The sequence below is a fragment of the Haemophilus parainfluenzae genome, assembly GCF_014931395.1.
In the GTDB taxonomy this organism is placed as follows: domain Bacteria; phylum Pseudomonadota; class Gammaproteobacteria; order Enterobacterales; family Pasteurellaceae; genus Haemophilus_D.
Genome location: NZ_CP063120.1, coordinates 1,747,836 through 1,763,092 on the forward strand (window position 1 = coordinate 1,747,836; position 15,257 = coordinate 1,763,092).

The following is a 15,257-nucleotide window of genomic DNA, read 5'->3' on the forward strand; positions in this document are numbered from 1 at the left end:
CATGAACTATCAAGATAAAAGCCTTCAATCTTTAAAACTCGGTCAAGCAACAGAATATGCAGCAAATTATGACCGCACTTTGTTACAACCGGTGCCTCGAAAACTCAATCGTGATGCCTTAGGCATTACTGAACAGCAGCCATTTACCCAAGGTGCCGATATTTGGACAGCCTACGAAATTTCTTGGTTAAATCCAAAAGGTTTGCCGCAAGTCGCCATAGCTGATGTAGAAATTGATTATCGCAGTGAAAATTTAATTGAATCGAAAAGCTTTAAACTCTATTTAAACAGCTTTAACCAAAGTAAATTTGCTGATTTTGCTAGCGTAGAACGCACAATGCGTGAAGATCTAAGCGATTGTGCTCAAGGCGAGGTTAAAGTACGTTTACATCCATTATCCCACTATCAAGGACAAAGTATTGATACTTTAACGGGCGATTGCATTGATGATCAGGATATCGAAATCCACAACTACGAATTTAATGCGGATATTTTGCAAAATTGTACGTCTGATAACGTGGTGGAAGAAACCTTAGTAAGCCATTTATTGAAATCTAACTGTCTTATCACCAGTCAGCCGGATTGGGGAACCGTGCAAATTCATTATGTGGGTAAACAAATCGATCGCGAAAAACTTCTCCGCTACATCGTATCTTTCCGTCAACATAATGAGTTTCATGAGCAGTGTGTTGAGCGTATTTTCTGTGACTTGATGCATTACGCCAAACCAGAAAAACTCACCGTCTATGCGCGTTATACGCGTCGTGGTGGATTGGACATCAATCCATTCCGTTCTAACTTTAAGGCAATTCCACAAAATTTACGCTTGGCAAGACAATAAGTCACAAAACAAAAGTGCGGTTAAAATCAACCGCACTTTTATTTTACACATGTCGTAAATCGTGAGCTTGTTGCAATAACTGACGACTCTCTTGTAAGAATTGATCAGAATATTCTCCAAACCATTCTCTCACTTGATGGAAAGCATCAATAAATCCTTGGCGATCGCCTTTTTCAAAGAATTGTAACGCCTCTTCATAAGTTTGTTTCAAGCTTTCAATCACATCTAAATTTTCTGGTTTATCCATAATAATATCGGCATAAAGTGCCGCATCTTGGGCAAATAGACGACCAATCATGGCTAATTCCAAACGATAAATCGGGGAAGATAATGCCAATAAATTGCTTAAATTGACGGGCTGTTTAGAAAGATGCAGACCATTCGCAAAAGTGGAAAAGTGACGTAATGCTTGAATGTACGTCATATTGTGATCATGCTCTGCTGCATCAATTTGGTAAATTTTTGCACCCCAGATTTGAATTTGCTCTAGCAACCATTCATAACGTTCGCTAAAACGCCCATCACAACGCACAACCACTTGTTTTGCCATGCTCGCAATATCAGGGCCAAACATTGGATGCAGCCCAACCACTGCCCCTTTATGTACTTCTAACATTTTAGCTAATGGCGCACGTTTCACGGAGGTGAGGTCCGCCAGTAGCATATTTTCCGTTAAATAGGGCTTTAAACGTTCTATGGTTTCTAACGTGTGATCAATCGGTACTGAGATAATAACAACATCCGCATTCGTTAAAATACGTTCTGCTACATCCCAATCATCACGATCTAAAATAGAAATAGGATAACCGGAAGCACGCAAATAGCGGGCAAATAACTGTCCCATTTTTCCGTAACCACCGACAATAACAATTTTATTAATGGCTGGGTTCAGGGTTTTAAAACCAAATTGATTTTCATTGGAGTAAGATTCACGCATAAAACGACGTAGCACATCTTCGATGAGTTGTGGAGAGATTCCCGCTTTCGCCGCTTCTTCTCGGCGGGCTTCTAACATGGCTAATTCACGATCTGGTGCATAAATCGGCAAACCTTTTTCATGCTTTACTTCGCCGACTTGTGTCACCAATTCGAGGCGTTTAGCAAAAAGTTGAATCAGTTCACGATCGAGCGCATCAATTTCCTGACGTAAATGGTTAAGAGCATCCATAATTCACCTGTAATATCTTATTTACATAGATTGCAATTAAAAGGTTACAGGTGAGATTACTGGAATTAAAACAGAAAGGCAAATGATTAGAGAGATTGTGTAATCAAGCGTTGCGGACGAATCACATTGTTATCATCGATAAGTGCTACGCCTAAAAAGATATTCTTGTCAGAAAACAACCGCACTTGACCATATAATTTTGCTTCATTCGCAAATTTGACACGCTGCCCAAAGCCAATACCTTTACTCTGCTCTGCATTTAACTGTAATGCAGGTAATTTACTGACTGTGGTATCTGTCGGTAAAAGATGTTGATCAAGTTGAGCAAGAGCACCTTGCTCTGCAAGCGCCTGCAAAGCATCCCATGTCATCATCTTTTCTGTTGGATAATCCGCAACCGCAATTCGACGTAACACAGTCACATGAGCACCACAACCTAACACTTCACCTAAGTCATCCACTAATGTACGGATATAGGTTCCTTTCGAACAATGCACTTCTAAGGTTAGAAAAGGGGCTTGATACTCGATAAAGTTAAGCTCAAAAATCGTGATAGGACGTGCGTCACGTTCCACGGTAATGCCTGCGCGAGCATACTCATATAACGGTTTTCCATTGTGCTTTAACGCAGAAAACATAGTCGGCACTTGCAAAATATCACCCCGAAATTGTTCAAGTGCGGCCAAAATTTGTGATGTTTCCACCTTAACAGGGCGTGTTTCGACCACTTGTCCTTCTGCATCGGAGGTATCCGTACGTTCACCTAATTTTGCTGTGACCACATAGCGTTTATCTGCATCTAATAAGAATTGGGAAAACTTTGTCGCTTCGCCTAAACAAATAGGTAACATACCAGTTGCTAATGGATCAAGCGCACCGGTATGTCCTGCTTTATTCGCTTGGAATACGCGTTTCACTTTTTGCATAATGTCATTTGATGACATGCCTTGTGGTTTATCTAATAAAAATACACCATCAATATCACGCCCACGCTTACGAGGTCTCGACATTAGTCATTTTCCTCAACGTGTTTTTTCTCGTCTTCGCGAATCACGTTTGTCACTAAATTAGACATACGCATCCCTTCGACTAGGGATTGATCGTAGAAGAAACGAATTTCCGGCACAATGCGTAAGCGCATCGCTTTACCCACTAATGAACGGATATAAGGTGCTGCTTTTTCCAAACCTTTCATGCCTTGTGCAATCGCCACTTCATCATGATCAAACAAAAATGTGACAAACACTTTTGCATACGCTAAATCGCTTGAAACTTCCACATCTGACACGGTTACCATGCCAATACGGGGATCTTTTACTTCCCGTTGTAAAATGATGGCGATTTCTTTTTGTAATTCTTGTGCAACACGATCACTGCGTTTAAATTCTCTTGCCATAATATTTCTCTTACTAAGTAAGTTTTACCTACATTTATAGGTTACAAATTATTTCTCTGATTTGGTTTTATTTCGGCGAAGGATAAAACCGATCACTACGCCAATGAGACCTGCGATGACATTTACGATGACATCCATCACAACAACAACTAGACTCCAGTCTGCCCCACGTTCTTCATAGGATAACTGGGCATGATAAATGCTGGCTATCCAAAAACAAAGTTTTACAGCAATGGGGATAATTAGAAATTTCCATTTCTTCTGCCCAACCCCATAAGCAATCAAAATAGCATTGATAGCCGCCCAACCAAACATTGATTCCATTTTTAGCTCCAATGACAAAAGCGGTCAAAAATACGTTGAATTTTGACCGCTCTTTTTATCGATTAGATTGAACGTTTAACTTCAACGACTTCAAACACCTCGATTTGGTCGCCGACTTTCACGTCATTGTAGTTTTTAACGCCGATACCACATTCCATACCATTACGGACTTCAGAAACGTCATCTTTAAAGCGACGGAGAGATTCCAATTCACCTTCAAAAATTACCACGTTATCACGTAATACACGGATTGGATTGTTACGTTTTACTACACCTTCGGTCACCATACAACCCGCGATTGCACCAAATTTCGGATGTTTAAACACATCACGCACTTCAGCCAAGCCGATGATTTCTTGTTTGAATTCAGGTTGTAGCATACCACTCATCGCGGCTTTCACATCATTTAATAGTTCATAAATGATGGAGTAATAACGAAGGTCAATGTTTTCTGCTTCGATAATACGACGAGCAGAAGCATCTGCACGAACGTTAAAGCCGACCATAATCGCATTAGAAGCCGCTGCTAAGGTTGCATCAGTTTCAGAAATACCACCTACGCCTGAGCCCACTACTTTCACTTTCACTTCATCAGTAGAAAGATCTTGTAATGATTGAATAATTGCTTCTACAGAACCCTGTACGTCCGCTTTCACAATAACGTTAAGCTCTGCCACATCACCTTCAGTCATATTGCTAAACATATTTTCAAGTTTCGCTTTTTGCTGACGAGCGAGTTTCACTTCACGGAACTTACCTTGACGGTGTAATGCCACTTCACGTGCTTTTTTCTCATCACGTACGACAGTTGCTTCATCACCCGCTGCTGGTACACCAGAAAGACCTAACACTTCAACCGGGATTGATGGGCCAGCTTCATCGATTTCTTTACCGTTTTCATCGCGCATTGCACGAACACGGCCATATTCAAAACCACAAAGTACGATATCACCTTTACGTAAAGTACCTGATTGAACAAGAATTGTCGCAACTGGACCACGACCTTTATCAAGGTAAGATTCAATCACTACACCGCTTGCCATGCCGTCTTTTACAGCCGTTAATTCAAGCACTTCTGATTGAAGCAAGATGGCATCTAATAAGTCATCAACACCGGTGCCTTTCTTCGCAGAAACAGGCACGAATTGCACATCACCACCGAATTTCTCAGAGATCACTTCGTGTTGAAGTAATTCTTGTTCTACGCGATCTGGGTTGGCTTCTGGTTTATCAATTTTGTTCACCGCAACCACTAAAGGCGCACCTGCTGCTTTCGCGTGTTGAATCGCTTCAATGGTTTGAGGCATCACACCATCATCTGCCGCTACGACAAGAACGACGATATCCGTTGCTTTCGCACCACGTGCACGCATAGAGGTAAATGCCGCGTGTCCCGGGGTATCTAAGAAGGTAATCATTTTGCCGTCATCCATTTCTACGTGGTACGCACCGATGTGCTGAGTAATACCACCCGCCTCACCTGCTGCAACTTTCGCTTTACGAATGTAATCAAGCAATGAAGTTTTACCATGGTCAACGTGACCCATAATGGTCACAACCGGTGCACGAGTTACTTTTTCTGCGTTAACATCACGATCGCCTAATACTTCTTCTTCAAGTTCATTTTCATTACGAAGAATCACTTTGTGACCTAATTCTTCAGCCACTAATTGTGCTGTTTCTTGGTCAAGTACTTGGTTAATGGTTACCATTTCGCCCATCTTCATCATAGCTTTGATGATTTCAGTCGCTTTGGTTGCCATTTTGTTTGCTAATTCCGCAACGGTAATGGTTTCACCAATAACAACATCCTGTTTCACAACCTGAACAGGTTTTGTGAAGGCTTGTTGTAATGCTGCACCTTTCTTACCATTTTTACCTTTACCGAATTTACCGTCTTTTTGATTTTTACGGTTAGATTCGCGCTCATTTTTATTGCTGCCTTTCACGTCATCGCGTTCTTTTTTCGCTTTAGCGACTTTATTTTTGCCGCGACCACGATTTTCATTACGACGTTCTTCTTCGTCTTCCGCTTCTAAAGCATAACGAGAGCTTAAATTGTAATCGGTATAATCTTCTGATGCGCTTTCATTGCTTGACGTATCCGCTTCAGCATAACGTTTAGCATCTTCAGCTGCTTTACGCGCTTGCTCTTCTGCTTTTTGGCGAGCCAGCTCTTCCGCTTTGCGACGAAGCTCTGCTTCTTCCGCTTTGCGTTTTTCTTTTTCAGGATCAACAGATTTAGGTTTATTTTCAACCGCACTTGGTGCTGGTTTCGCAGCTTTTTCTGCTTCAGCCTTAGCTTTTTCGGCTTTCGCTTTTTCAGCGGCTAAACGTGCTTTTTCTTCTGCTGCTTTCTTTTCAGCTGCTTCAGCTTCTTGCTGGGCTTTTAATTTTGCTGCTTCTTCCGCTTTTTTAGCGGCATCTGTTGGTACTGTACGTTTTTTACGTACTTCAACTTGTACCGCTTTTGCTTTACCGCCAGCAGTAGCACTGCTTACAGTTGTTTTTGTTCTGCGTTGAATACTTAGTTTTTTCGGTGCATTCGCATCCGCATTTTTTACATCTTCAGTCATCATTAAACTCCTTACTCTTCGCTAAACCAGCAAATATTACGCGCAGCCATAATAAAGTCAGCGGCTTGCTCTGCGGTTAATTCTTCGATATCAGCTAAATCATCTACACCTTGCTCAGCAAGTTCTTCAAGCGTAGTAATTTGTTTTTCAGCTAATTTAAAAGCAATGTGACGATTCATGCCTTCAAGATTTAATAAACGATCTTCAATATTCGCTTTTTTCAAGGCTTCTTCTTCAGCTGCTGCAGCTGCAGTAATGGCATCTTTTGCGCGACCTTGTAACTCTTCGATAAGATCTTCATCTTCTAAACCATCAATTGCAGTTAGCTCGCTCACTGGAACATAAGCCACTTCTTCTAATGAAGTAAAACCTTCATCCACTAAGATTTGAGCAAACTCTTCATCAAGACCCAATTTATCCATGAATAAATTTAATACTTTGGTATCTTCTGCTTGATGTTTTTCATTTAATTGTTCGGTAGTCATGACATTTAATGTCCAACCGGTTAATTGTGTCGCTAAACGTACGTTTTGACCGTTACGACCAATTGCTTGTGCTAAGTTGTCAGCATTAACCGCAATATCCATTGAGTGATTATCTTCATCCACAATGATTGACGTTACATCAGCCGGCGCCATTGCATTAATCACATATTGTGCTGGATTGTCATCCCAAAGTACGATATCCACACGTTCGCCACCTAACTCATTGGTAATTGCTTGAACGCGTGCACCACGCATACCCACACATGCACCCACTGGATCAATACGTTTGTCGTTTGATTTCACTGCAATTTTCGCACGAGAACCTGGATCACGTGCCGCACCACGAATTTCAAGCATTTCTTCGCCGATTTCTGGTACTTCAATACGGAATAACTCGATTAACATTTCAGGTTTTGCACGAGTTACGAATAGTTGTGCTGTTTTGCTTTCTGGATTCACTTTATAAAGCACACCACGAACACGATCGCCAGGACGGAAGTTTTCACGTGGAAGCATATCTTCACGCATAATTACGGCTTCAGCTTTATTGCCTAAATCTAAAATAATGCTTTCACGGTTTACTTTTTTCACCGTACCCGTAACAATTTTGCCTTCTTCAGAACGGAATTGCTCAACCACTTTTGCACGTTCTGCTTCACGGATTTTAGTGCTGATTACTTGACGAGCAGTTTGCATTGCAATACGGTCAAATGCGATAGACTCAATTTGATCTTCGACATAATCACCGATTTGAATATTAGGGTCTTCAAATTGTGCCGCTTCTAATGTCATTTCTTTTGTTGGCACTTTAACTTCATCAACCACCAACCAACGACGGAATGTATCAAATTCACCCGTTTTAGGATTGATAGATACGCGAATATCGGTTTCATAGTCATATTTCTTCTTCGTTGAAAGTGCAATCGCACTCTCTAACGCTTCAAAAATCTTTTCACGTGGTAATAACTTCTCGTTAGATACTGCTTCAGCAGCTAACAAAATCTCTTTACTCATTTTCCTTTTTCTCCTTTAAAATTTTGCGATTACATTGGCTTTTTGAATGTTGCCAAAAATAAGAACTTGTTCCTGACCATCAACAATAAGTGTCAACATGTCATTTTCAATTTTTTCCAATTTACCTTGCCATTTACGACGATCTAAAACAGGAATTCGTAAATGCACAGCGATATCCTCACCCACATAACGTTGGAATTGTTCAAGCGTAAATAACGGACGATCAAGACCTGGTGATGACACTTCTAGGTTATATTTATCCGCAATTGGATCTTCCACGTCTAAAATCGCACTCACTTGACGACTCACATCAGCACAATCATCAACGCCTACGCCACCGTCTTTATCAATGAATAAACGCACGGTCATAAAGCGACCTGCACGTTGGCATTCAATCCCCCAAAGTTCGCAGCCTAAGTCTTCTACTGCACCTTGAAGCATCTCTTGCAATTTTTGTTCTAATGTTGCCAATTTTTGCTCCTAATCTTAAAATTCAGACATAAAAAAAGGGTTAGGTTCGTCAATGAACCTAAGCCCAGTTTCTAAATTTCTCGTACAAAAAAACCCCAAACTTGGGGTTCTTATTACTGAACTTGTTATTGGTTGCGGGGGCCGGATTTGAACCGACGGCCTTCGGGTTATGAGCCCGACGAGCTACCAAGCTGCTCCACCCCGCGTCCGAAATATGGGGAGTATTATAGTGTTCTAAATCAAAAGATCAAGCGGTTTCTACTAATTTTCTTGAAAACGTAAGATTTTTTGACCGCACTTTGCTTTATCTAAAGTAATAGTTAGAATCCAAAGCCAGTACCTAGACCTACACCAACGCCTACGCCATTACTGCCGCCGCCAGCACCTACACCAACAGAACAAGCCGAAACAATCATACATAATGATAAAACTAAGAGAATTTTTTTCATATTATTTTCCTTTTTATATTTGAGTAAACGAACATAGCTTATCAGATTTCACTAGATCAACGCTATTTAAAAAATTTTAGCTTATCACTGGTATCTACAAATTTGTCCAATTGAGTTTTATTTTCTATATATTCAAAAATTATAATATTTCAAATTTATCCTATATAATAAGGAGATACATTCATTTTTTAATTAACAAAGAGGAAATTCAATATGAGTGCTTTTAATCCTTCACTACCTTGTCCACATTGTAATGCCCCTATTCATGGAGGGCTTGTTAAAGGTCTTGGAGCTGTCAAACAATGCCCATCTTGCCAAAAGAAAATTAAGTTTAAAAAACCACCAGCTAGCGTTATTCTTAAACTCTTATGGAAACCATTTGTCATTTTTATGGTTATTGTAGTACTAGTTCTTGCGGTTTCACTTGCACTTTTTGGCGATGTACCTGAAATGCTTGTTCCAGTTATGACCGTTTTATTCATGTTATTTACGCTTCCAAAAATTAATAAACTCTCTTCCTTCGAAAAAGATGAATAACTAACTGGTTAAGCACCCTTAATTATGAGGTTGCTTAACCTATGCTATTTTCAATACTTTTCTTAAAGTAAAAATTATTAAAGGATATCTTATGAAACGTCCTATTTCAGTTACCATTGCAAGCATAATCTATTTTATTTTCTCTACATTATACTGTTTTCTCTATGTGACATTTGCTATTTACACTCCCGATCAATTCCTACAAAATTTAGCTGATGCTTACTCATTTTTACCTTCATGGCTATCCATTATCGTTTCAGTTGGTTTTGCGGCAATGCCTGTTTTTATTGCAGTAGGCTTACTCTCTGGAAAAAAACTCGCTCGCTGGATTGCTGTTTTATCCACAGTAATTTCACTTATTATGATTTTCGTTGATAGTGAACTTTATTCAAATGGAAAAATCATTACCCAGTGCATCATCCAAGGCATATTAATGTTCTTACTTTTTAACCCTACCTCTAATCGATATTTTCAAATCAATAAATCAACTGAGCAGACTACTAATAAAAAGTACAGTTAAAACCTCAGATAAATAAATTATAAAAATGAAATTATATCGCAGTTATTATCTGTTTAACTGGCAAAACAATAGAATCATTAATCCATACAAACGTCCTTACATACTTCATAACAAATACTAGTTTAGAATTATGTAACAATACTTATCATCTAATTATTTGATAACTTTTTTCTATGCATCAAATGATTTTATCAGTGATAACTTACTCTAATCTTTTAACCAGATTCCATAAATTAGCTTAGAGTTGAGTAAGTTCATCGTATGAAGCTGTTAAGATATATTCTATTTGAGATAGTAAGAAAGATTTTATTGCTTTATTTATCTAATTAAATAGCCTCCCATTAGCTTTACTGAGCAAATATCATTATTAAATAAAACTGGAAAGTAAAAAAAATTAATATACACAGCTATTGTGGAAGATACTCCCATCTATCATTAATAGATTTTCTTACTGCTTTATAACCTAAAGGAAGGTTACCTAATTGACTAATTGTAGGATCAATTGCCAATATTTGTCCAAGAGATACTAACTTTAGCTTATCCTCTGAATAATCCCCATTCCCTGCATGAAATTGCCACGCAATACCACTATCATCATTATCATGAAAAACCAGCAATATAGGAAGTCTATCAGAAATGATATAACTTGTTGTTAACACAGTAGAATCAAGCTCATAATTAAAAATATTCATACGTCATTACTCCCTCTAAAAATGACAAATACGTTTACCGTCCTTTCCTTTTAACACATCATTAATTAATGTATTTATATGCTCTTCATTAAATTGACGAGAAAAGTCTACAATTTTCTTACGGTTATTTTCTGGATATAAATAAGATGCAGCCAAAATATACATAAAAGGAGCTATTGTTCCCCTTAAATTTTCTAAATAGATATCCTTAGTGATATAAGTCATAATTTTATTAAAATCATCATCTTTAAGCACTATCTTTTTCATATAAATAGCAGCACAAGCACCTGCAGCTTGCAAGAAGTTATTTGATTCCAACGATTCATAAACAAAAGATAAATTCTCTATTTCTGAATTCTCTAGATAGACAATGGCTAAAGCTAGGGAACGATATGTCACTGGCGTTGGAATGTTCCTGAGAATTAATGACTTCAAATATGAAATTTCATCTATGCAATTAGTCGCAGCCATAGCGTAAATTAAATACATTTGAGATTCCCATGATTTTGGTTTATCCATCTCTATAGCTAAAGCTTGGTGCAATAACGCACCATAACCTGTCAACCGTTCTTTTAAAATTTTCTTAGCTGCTTTTTTTACTAGAGATGTTTTTCCTGAAGTTAAGTCTTCTGCATATTTCATGTTTTATTTCCTAATATAACTAACATAATTAAGGGATAAAATCCCATTTTGCCCTATTTTGACTACGAGTTAATATTTGTAAATTTCCATAGTTTCTCGCCCCACCTTTTGACCGAGGAGTTATATGATCTATCTGAGCCTCAAAGCTCGGTGGAGTTACACCTCTTTGAGATTTAACTGATGGAACCATTATGCTTCCATCAAGGTCAGATCTTAATATTCCCCCATTTAATTTTCTATTTAAATCTAACATTTGTCTCTTTTGTGACGCCGTTACTGTTGGTTTTGTTGTATCTCTAGGGGATTTCAAACCATGAGCACTATAATCTATTGGGCCATTCCATTCGGGAACACCATTCTTAACTATTTGTTGGACATCAACATTAGGATCTTTTGCCAAAGCATACGCATCCTGAGCTCTAATACCTTCTGATCTTAACTGTTTATATCGATCCTTTACTGTTGGACAAACCTGTAACCCCAAAGGATCCACAAATGCCGTCGGTATCCCCACATACCCATACGGATTAAACCCACCTAATAACCCTATCGGGTCATGGCTAAGATATTGCCCAGTCTCTGGTGAGTAGTAACGAAAGCGATTATAATGTAACTCACTTTCATCATCATAATACTGTCCCACAAAACGGTGGTTGCATTTAAGTGCGTTTGTGTCGTTCGCCGCGTAGTGCCGGTGTCCGTCAATCTCCGCTTCCCCCCACAAGTTTAGTTTCTGACGATAGTCAATATAACCGTCTTCGGTTAAGAGTTCAGTGATAGTACCCACTTGGTCGACGACCGTATAGTGCAACTGCCCTTTTTCATAACGTGCTGTTGGGGTGAAATCATCTTCCTGATACAGCCAGTAAATCGCATCTGCCCAGTTGGCTTGCGTTAAAGCTAGATTACCTTCCGTACTGGTGATTTGCAATGGTGCTTCAGCGACTAACTGATTTTGCTTATACAGATAGCGATAGCCTGAAAGTGCGGTCAGGTTTTGTGATGTTTTTTCACCTTGAGATTGTTCCTCTTTCGCCCAAAGTTCATTTATCTTGTGCCAATAATCCTGATTTGCTCGGATTGGCATATTGATAACTTGATTTGGTTGAGGCTGGTCTGTTTGGATTTGGTATTTGGTGATACGTCTGCCAAAACTGTCGTATTCATAACGCCACGAGCCTTTGAATGGGCTATGTAGCTCAACAAGTTGGCTTTGACTATTCCACTTGTAATAAGTTGTAACTGGTCGGAAACCTTTCTTCGTTTCTGTTTTGCTATGCAAGCGACCAAGTTCATCATACTTATAGGTTTTATTACCAAATCGGGTAATTCGACCATTACGTTGTTTCATGCCGAAACTGGCATCATTTGCTGCTTCAAATTGGTATTGACCTAAAGCATCAGTTTCACGTTGAGCTTTTTGTGTTAAGTTTAATTGGCTGTCATAACGATAGTGCTCACTATGACGAAGACCATTTAACACATCCGTCACTTGTCCATTTTTATTGACACGATATTCTGTCGCTCCCCAATGATTATCTTGAGTATGAACAAGATTAAATGCTTTGTCATATTGCCATTTCCGGCTAATTTGTGTGCCAGCAATTGGATAAGTTTGATTAGGTTGATAATCGCTAAGTTGTTGTTCTGTTAAACTGTTATTCCAACCACCACCTTGTGCCTGTAATAAACCTGAAGGACTAAAGTGCTCAGCTAAAATAAAGCCATTTTGGTTTTGTTTGCGAGTTTGTCTACCTAGTTTGTCATAGCTAAGATTGAGTGGATTATGATTGTTGACTTGGAATTGGGTTAACTCACCATATTGGTTAAAACCTTGTGAAATTTTGACCGCACTTTCTACACCATTTGGTAATAATAATGCGGTTTGTCTGCCATATTTGTCTAACTCTACCTCAATTCTTTCTCCATCTTGGATTTCGGCAATCAAACGGTATTGCTCATCATATTCAAACTCGGTGATATGTTGGGCAAAATATGGCAAATATTGTGTATTAATAGTCTGACTGAGCTGACCTGTTTTATTCGTGTAGGTATAGCATACTTGGTGAGCAAGTTCATAACGACAAATATCATTTCCTTGCAAAATAGGCTGCCAAGTATTGCGTGTTAGTAGCTTATCTTCGATATCATAAGCATAGATTTAGACATGTCCATCTGCTTGTGTGCGGTATGTTAATTGACCCGCCGGGTCATATGCATATTCTAGTGTTCTACTGGTAAAGTCCGTTTCCTTAATTAACTGACCAGCCTTATCGTATTCGTAACGATAAGTTGAGTCGTCCGGCAACGTGACCTTGCTTATATATCCGAAACTATTGTAGTCGTAACGAGTTTCTCGTCCCAAAGCATCCGTTTGTGCAACTCGCTGTCCGTAGTCCCACTCGCTTTCGGTAATATTACCCGACACATCGCGGGTTTTCGTGATTAGACATATTTCACTTATCTATAAAATTAGACTAATATAAGAAAAAGGACTCTAGCTCAAGACAAACTAGTTGCCCTCTCATTAATTTTTAAAATTTAATTGATAATAATAAGTTAATTATTCTAATTGTTCTTTTACAGATCCATTAGCCCAAGCTAAAAAACGAGGGTCTTCTTTTTTATATTGTTTTCCATAAATAACGGAAAACACTTCTATCAAATCATAAACCGGCTGTAATGGATACTCGTTTTTATAATCCTTACTTGGCATCTGTCTACATATCTCATCTCTATACATTAAGTTATAACTTCCAACATTTCTGAGTGTTAACTTATCCTCTGCTTCAACAAGTGATCTATAACCTAATTTCTTCCATATCCCCCATTTCATGAAATGAATACTTGCATAAATCGCCTTACTTGTATCAAATTCAATACGATCTAAATCAACAGACTCAAGAACGATAGGGTCTTTAGATACAACATAAGCGCAGAGTCCCTTGGTTTGGTAACTCAAATAAATCAAATGACAAGCGTAACAAGGATCTGATTTCAATGGAGGCGTTAACAAAAAAATTTCACCTTCTGATAATGTAATTCTTTCCTTCATACGTTCTCCTAATCTAATTCAGCTCGGCTAAATAAATCAGTCATTAATTCCACATCATCACATACTGCTTTAAACTCTATGGCAAATTTTTCCAATTTCTTAACATCGCATGAGCGAACACAAAACATACTGGATTCAGGATCAAAATTTAACTTATCTTTTAAATCTGGCATTTTTTCTTTCACAAAAACTAAAGCCAGTGAATTCCAGTCATATCCGTTGCCTTCAAATCCTTCATATGCCCTCGTATCAAAAACAGACTGTCGATATTCTCCAACTTGATGCATAACTAAAGATGCCCAAATATCTTCAGGATTATCATCAAATACCATAAAATAGAAAGGTGCAATTTTCTCATTTAATTTTTCATACGGCATAATAACCAAACTCCTCAAATAGCTCATCCATATTGATCTTTTCTATTGTTCGATACTTTTTCTGGATTTTTGTACAATTTATCTGAAACCAATTGTAATAAGCCATTTTCCATCTATCAAACTGCTCTTTTGTAACTCGTCCTTTAGCCTTTTCTGGCACTTCCATTGCCCAAGACACATAGAGATCAAGATAAGCTGGTATCGTCATTCTATCCGGTTGCCAATCACTCAATCCTGCCTCATCCTCAAAAGCGATTTCAATATATTCAAGCAAAGTATCAAAATAGACATCAATCACAAGTGCAATAAAGACCTTTCTTTCTGGGAAATCTAAATAAGCTATCTTATTAAAACCTATTTCATAACCCTTCGGAGTATTTCTAAAAAAGAAATACTTCAAAATAACATCAAGAGTTTTTGCAAGTGCTTCTGACTTAACAGCATTACCTTCAACATAGTTTCTTAATAGTTCTTGCCACTCATCATTCATTTTTTGAGTAAATTTATGTTGCTCTGTGGGAAAACGTGCCAAATCAATTGCCAAAATAAACATATGCCCTAACATGCTTTCCTCTAACTTACTCGTTATAGCCAATTCTTCCATTTGTTTACTAATGCTTTTCAATGCTCTTGAGTAAATACAATTATGAGCAAACGTTGCACTATCATTATCAAAAGGGGATATCCCATATTTTGCCATTTTTAACTCC

17 protein-coding genes and 1 tRNA gene are annotated in these 15,257 nt (G+C 38.4%); 3 read left to right on the forward strand and 15 right to left on the reverse strand.

Annotation, left to right across the window (positions count from 1 at the left end):
• Position 1 precedes the first annotated feature (1 nt).
• Positions 2-841 (forward strand): NADPH-dependent 7-cyano-7-deazaguanine reductase QueF, encoded by an 840-nt coding sequence (gene queF / locus INP94_RS08805; protein ID WP_102704053.1) that lies wholly within the window; start codon positions 2-4, stop codon positions 839-841.
• 43 nt (positions 842-884) lie between these two features.
• On the opposite strand, the gene tyrA is transcribed toward queF, so the two are convergent.
• The 9 genes from tyrA to INP94_RS10895 form a co-directional block, all read right to left on the reverse strand.
• Complete coding sequence (gene tyrA / locus INP94_RS08810) at positions 885-2,009, reverse strand: bifunctional chorismate mutase/prephenate dehydrogenase (protein WP_197543362.1); 1,125 nt, start codon at positions 2,007-2,009, stop codon at positions 885-887.
• 86 nt (positions 2,010-2,095) lie between these two features.
• Positions 2,096-3,019: a tRNA pseudouridine(55) synthase TruB gene (truB, locus tag INP94_RS08815; RefSeq protein WP_197543363.1), complete on the reverse strand. Its 924-nt coding sequence runs from the start codon at positions 3,017-3,019 to the stop codon at positions 2,096-2,098.
• The gene (gene rbfA / locus INP94_RS08820) at positions 3,019-3,405 is read right to left on the reverse strand and encodes a 30S ribosome-binding factor RbfA (protein ID WP_005699364.1); all 387 of its coding nucleotides are present in this window, start codon (positions 3,403-3,405) and stop codon (positions 3,019-3,021) included. The genes truB and rbfA overlap by 1 nt, the downstream gene beginning before the upstream one ends.
• Before the next feature lie 48 nt (positions 3,406-3,453).
• Positions 3,454-3,729: a hypothetical protein gene (locus tag INP94_RS08825; RefSeq protein WP_197543364.1), complete on the reverse strand. Its 276-nt coding sequence runs from the start codon at positions 3,727-3,729 to the stop codon at positions 3,454-3,456.
• A 62-nt stretch (positions 3,730-3,791) separates the two neighbouring features.
• The gene (gene infB / locus INP94_RS08830; protein WP_197544290.1) at positions 3,792-6,305 is read right to left on the reverse strand and encodes a translation initiation factor IF-2; all 2,514 of its coding nucleotides are present in this window, start codon (positions 6,303-6,305) and stop codon (positions 3,792-3,794) included.
• 11 nt (positions 6,306-6,316) lie between these two features.
• Positions 6,317-7,804 (reverse strand): transcription termination factor NusA, encoded by a 1,488-nt coding sequence (nusA, locus tag INP94_RS08835; protein ID WP_197543365.1) that lies wholly within the window; start codon positions 7,802-7,804, stop codon positions 6,317-6,319.
• Between the two features lie 15 nt (positions 7,805-7,819).
• Positions 7,820-8,275, reverse strand: coding sequence for a ribosome maturation factor RimP (gene rimP, locus INP94_RS08840; RefSeq protein WP_049364144.1), 456 nt, complete (start codon positions 8,273-8,275; stop codon positions 7,820-7,822).
• A 129-nt stretch (positions 8,276-8,404) separates the two neighbouring features.
• Positions 8,405-8,481 (reverse strand) — tRNA-Met (locus tag INP94_RS08845).
• Between the two features lie 114 nt (positions 8,482-8,595).
• The gene (locus INP94_RS10895; RefSeq protein WP_269475100.1) at positions 8,596-8,724 is read right to left on the reverse strand and encodes a hypothetical protein; all 129 of its coding nucleotides are present in this window, start codon (positions 8,722-8,724) and stop codon (positions 8,596-8,598) included.
• 213 nt (positions 8,725-8,937) lie between these two features.
• Here INP94_RS10895 and INP94_RS08850 point away from each other — a divergent pair, with 213 nt between their 5' ends.
• Both INP94_RS08850 and INP94_RS08855 read left to right on the forward strand, forming a co-directional pair.
• Complete coding sequence (locus tag INP94_RS08850) at positions 8,938-9,261, forward strand: hypothetical protein (protein ID WP_197543366.1); 324 nt, start codon at positions 8,938-8,940, stop codon at positions 9,259-9,261.
• A gap of 91 nt (positions 9,262-9,352) precedes the next feature.
• Entirely contained in the window at positions 9,353-9,781 is a 429-nt protein-coding gene (locus INP94_RS08855; protein ID WP_197543367.1) for a hypothetical protein, read from the forward strand.
• Positions 9,782-10,188: 407 nt separating this feature from the next.
• On the opposite strand, the gene INP94_RS08860 is transcribed toward INP94_RS08855, so the two are convergent.
• From INP94_RS08860 to INP94_RS08890, 6 genes are all read right to left on the reverse strand, one after another.
• Positions 10,189-10,473: a hypothetical protein gene (locus tag INP94_RS08860; protein ID WP_197543368.1), complete on the reverse strand. Its 285-nt coding sequence runs from the start codon at positions 10,471-10,473 to the stop codon at positions 10,189-10,191.
• 15 nt (positions 10,474-10,488) lie between these two features.
• Positions 10,489-11,115 carry a hypothetical protein gene (locus INP94_RS08865; protein ID WP_197543369.1) on the reverse strand — a complete coding sequence of 209 codons (627 nt, stop codon included), beginning with the start codon at positions 11,113-11,115 and terminating at the stop codon, positions 10,489-10,491.
• A 28-nt stretch (positions 11,116-11,143) separates the two neighbouring features.
• Complete coding sequence (locus INP94_RS10900) at positions 11,144-13,219, reverse strand: RHS repeat-associated core domain-containing protein (RefSeq protein ID WP_269475101.1); 2,076 nt, start codon at positions 13,217-13,219, stop codon at positions 11,144-11,146.
• A gap of 459 nt (positions 13,220-13,678) precedes the next feature.
• The gene (locus INP94_RS08880; RefSeq protein WP_197543371.1) at positions 13,679-14,170 is read right to left on the reverse strand and encodes a hypothetical protein; all 492 of its coding nucleotides are present in this window, start codon (positions 14,168-14,170) and stop codon (positions 13,679-13,681) included.
• A gap of 8 nt (positions 14,171-14,178) precedes the next feature.
• Positions 14,179-14,547: an Imm51 family immunity protein gene (locus INP94_RS08885; RefSeq protein ID WP_197543372.1), complete on the reverse strand. Its 369-nt coding sequence runs from the start codon at positions 14,545-14,547 to the stop codon at positions 14,179-14,181.
• Complete coding sequence (locus INP94_RS08890; RefSeq protein WP_197543373.1) at positions 14,537-15,247, reverse strand: hypothetical protein; 711 nt, start codon at positions 15,245-15,247, stop codon at positions 14,537-14,539. The genes INP94_RS08885 and INP94_RS08890 overlap by 11 nt, the downstream gene beginning before the upstream one ends.
• Between the last annotated feature and the right edge of the window lie 10 nt (positions 15,248-15,257).

Bases quoted from the DNA above. Each gene is read 5' to 3' on its own strand.
- INP94_RS08885 (WP_197543372.1), bottom strand. From the start codon at position 14,547: ATGCCGTATGAAAAATTAAATGAGAAAATTGCACCTTTCTATTTTATG.
- INP94_RS08855 (WP_197543367.1), top strand. From the start codon at position 9,353: ATGAAACGTCCTATTTCAGTTACCATTGCAAGCATAATCTATTTTATT.
- INP94_RS08850 (WP_197543366.1), top strand. From the start codon at position 8,938: ATGAGTGCTTTTAATCCTTCACTACCTTGTCCACATTGTAATGCCCCT.
- infB (WP_197544290.1), bottom strand. From the start codon at position 6,305: ATGACTGAAGATGTAAAAAATGCGGATGCGAATGCACCGAAAAAACTA.
- INP94_RS08860 (WP_197543368.1), bottom strand. From the start codon at position 10,473: ATGAATATTTTTAATTATGAGCTTGATTCTACTGTGTTAACAACAAGT.
- INP94_RS08825 (WP_197543364.1), bottom strand. From the start codon at position 3,729: ATGGAATCAATGTTTGGTTGGGCGGCTATCAATGCTATTTTGATTGCT.
- rbfA (WP_005699364.1), bottom strand. From the start codon at position 3,405: ATGGCAAGAGAATTTAAACGCAGTGATCGTGTTGCACAAGAATTACAA.
- tyrA (WP_197543362.1), bottom strand. From the start codon at position 2,009: ATGGATGCTCTTAACCATTTACGTCAGGAAATTGATGCGCTCGATCGT.
- nusA (WP_197543365.1), bottom strand. From the start codon at position 7,804: ATGAGTAAAGAGATTTTGTTAGCTGCTGAAGCAGTATCTAACGAGAAG.
- INP94_RS08890 (WP_197543373.1), bottom strand. From the start codon at position 15,247: ATGGCAAAATATGGGATATCCCCTTTTGATAATGATAGTGCAACGTTT.
- INP94_RS08880 (WP_197543371.1), bottom strand. From the start codon at position 14,170: ATGAAGGAAAGAATTACATTATCAGAAGGTGAAATTTTTTTGTTAACG.
- queF (WP_102704053.1), top strand. From the start codon at position 2: ATGAACTATCAAGATAAAAGCCTTCAATCTTTAAAACTCGGTCAAGCA.
- INP94_RS08865 (WP_197543369.1), bottom strand. From the start codon at position 11,115: ATGAAATATGCAGAAGACTTAACTTCAGGAAAAACATCTCTAGTAAAA.
- INP94_RS10895 (WP_269475100.1), bottom strand. From the start codon at position 8,724: ATGAAAAAAATTCTCTTAGTTTTATCATTATGTATGATTGTTTCGGCT.
- truB (WP_197543363.1), bottom strand. From the start codon at position 3,019: ATGTCGAGACCTCGTAAGCGTGGGCGTGATATTGATGGTGTATTTTTA.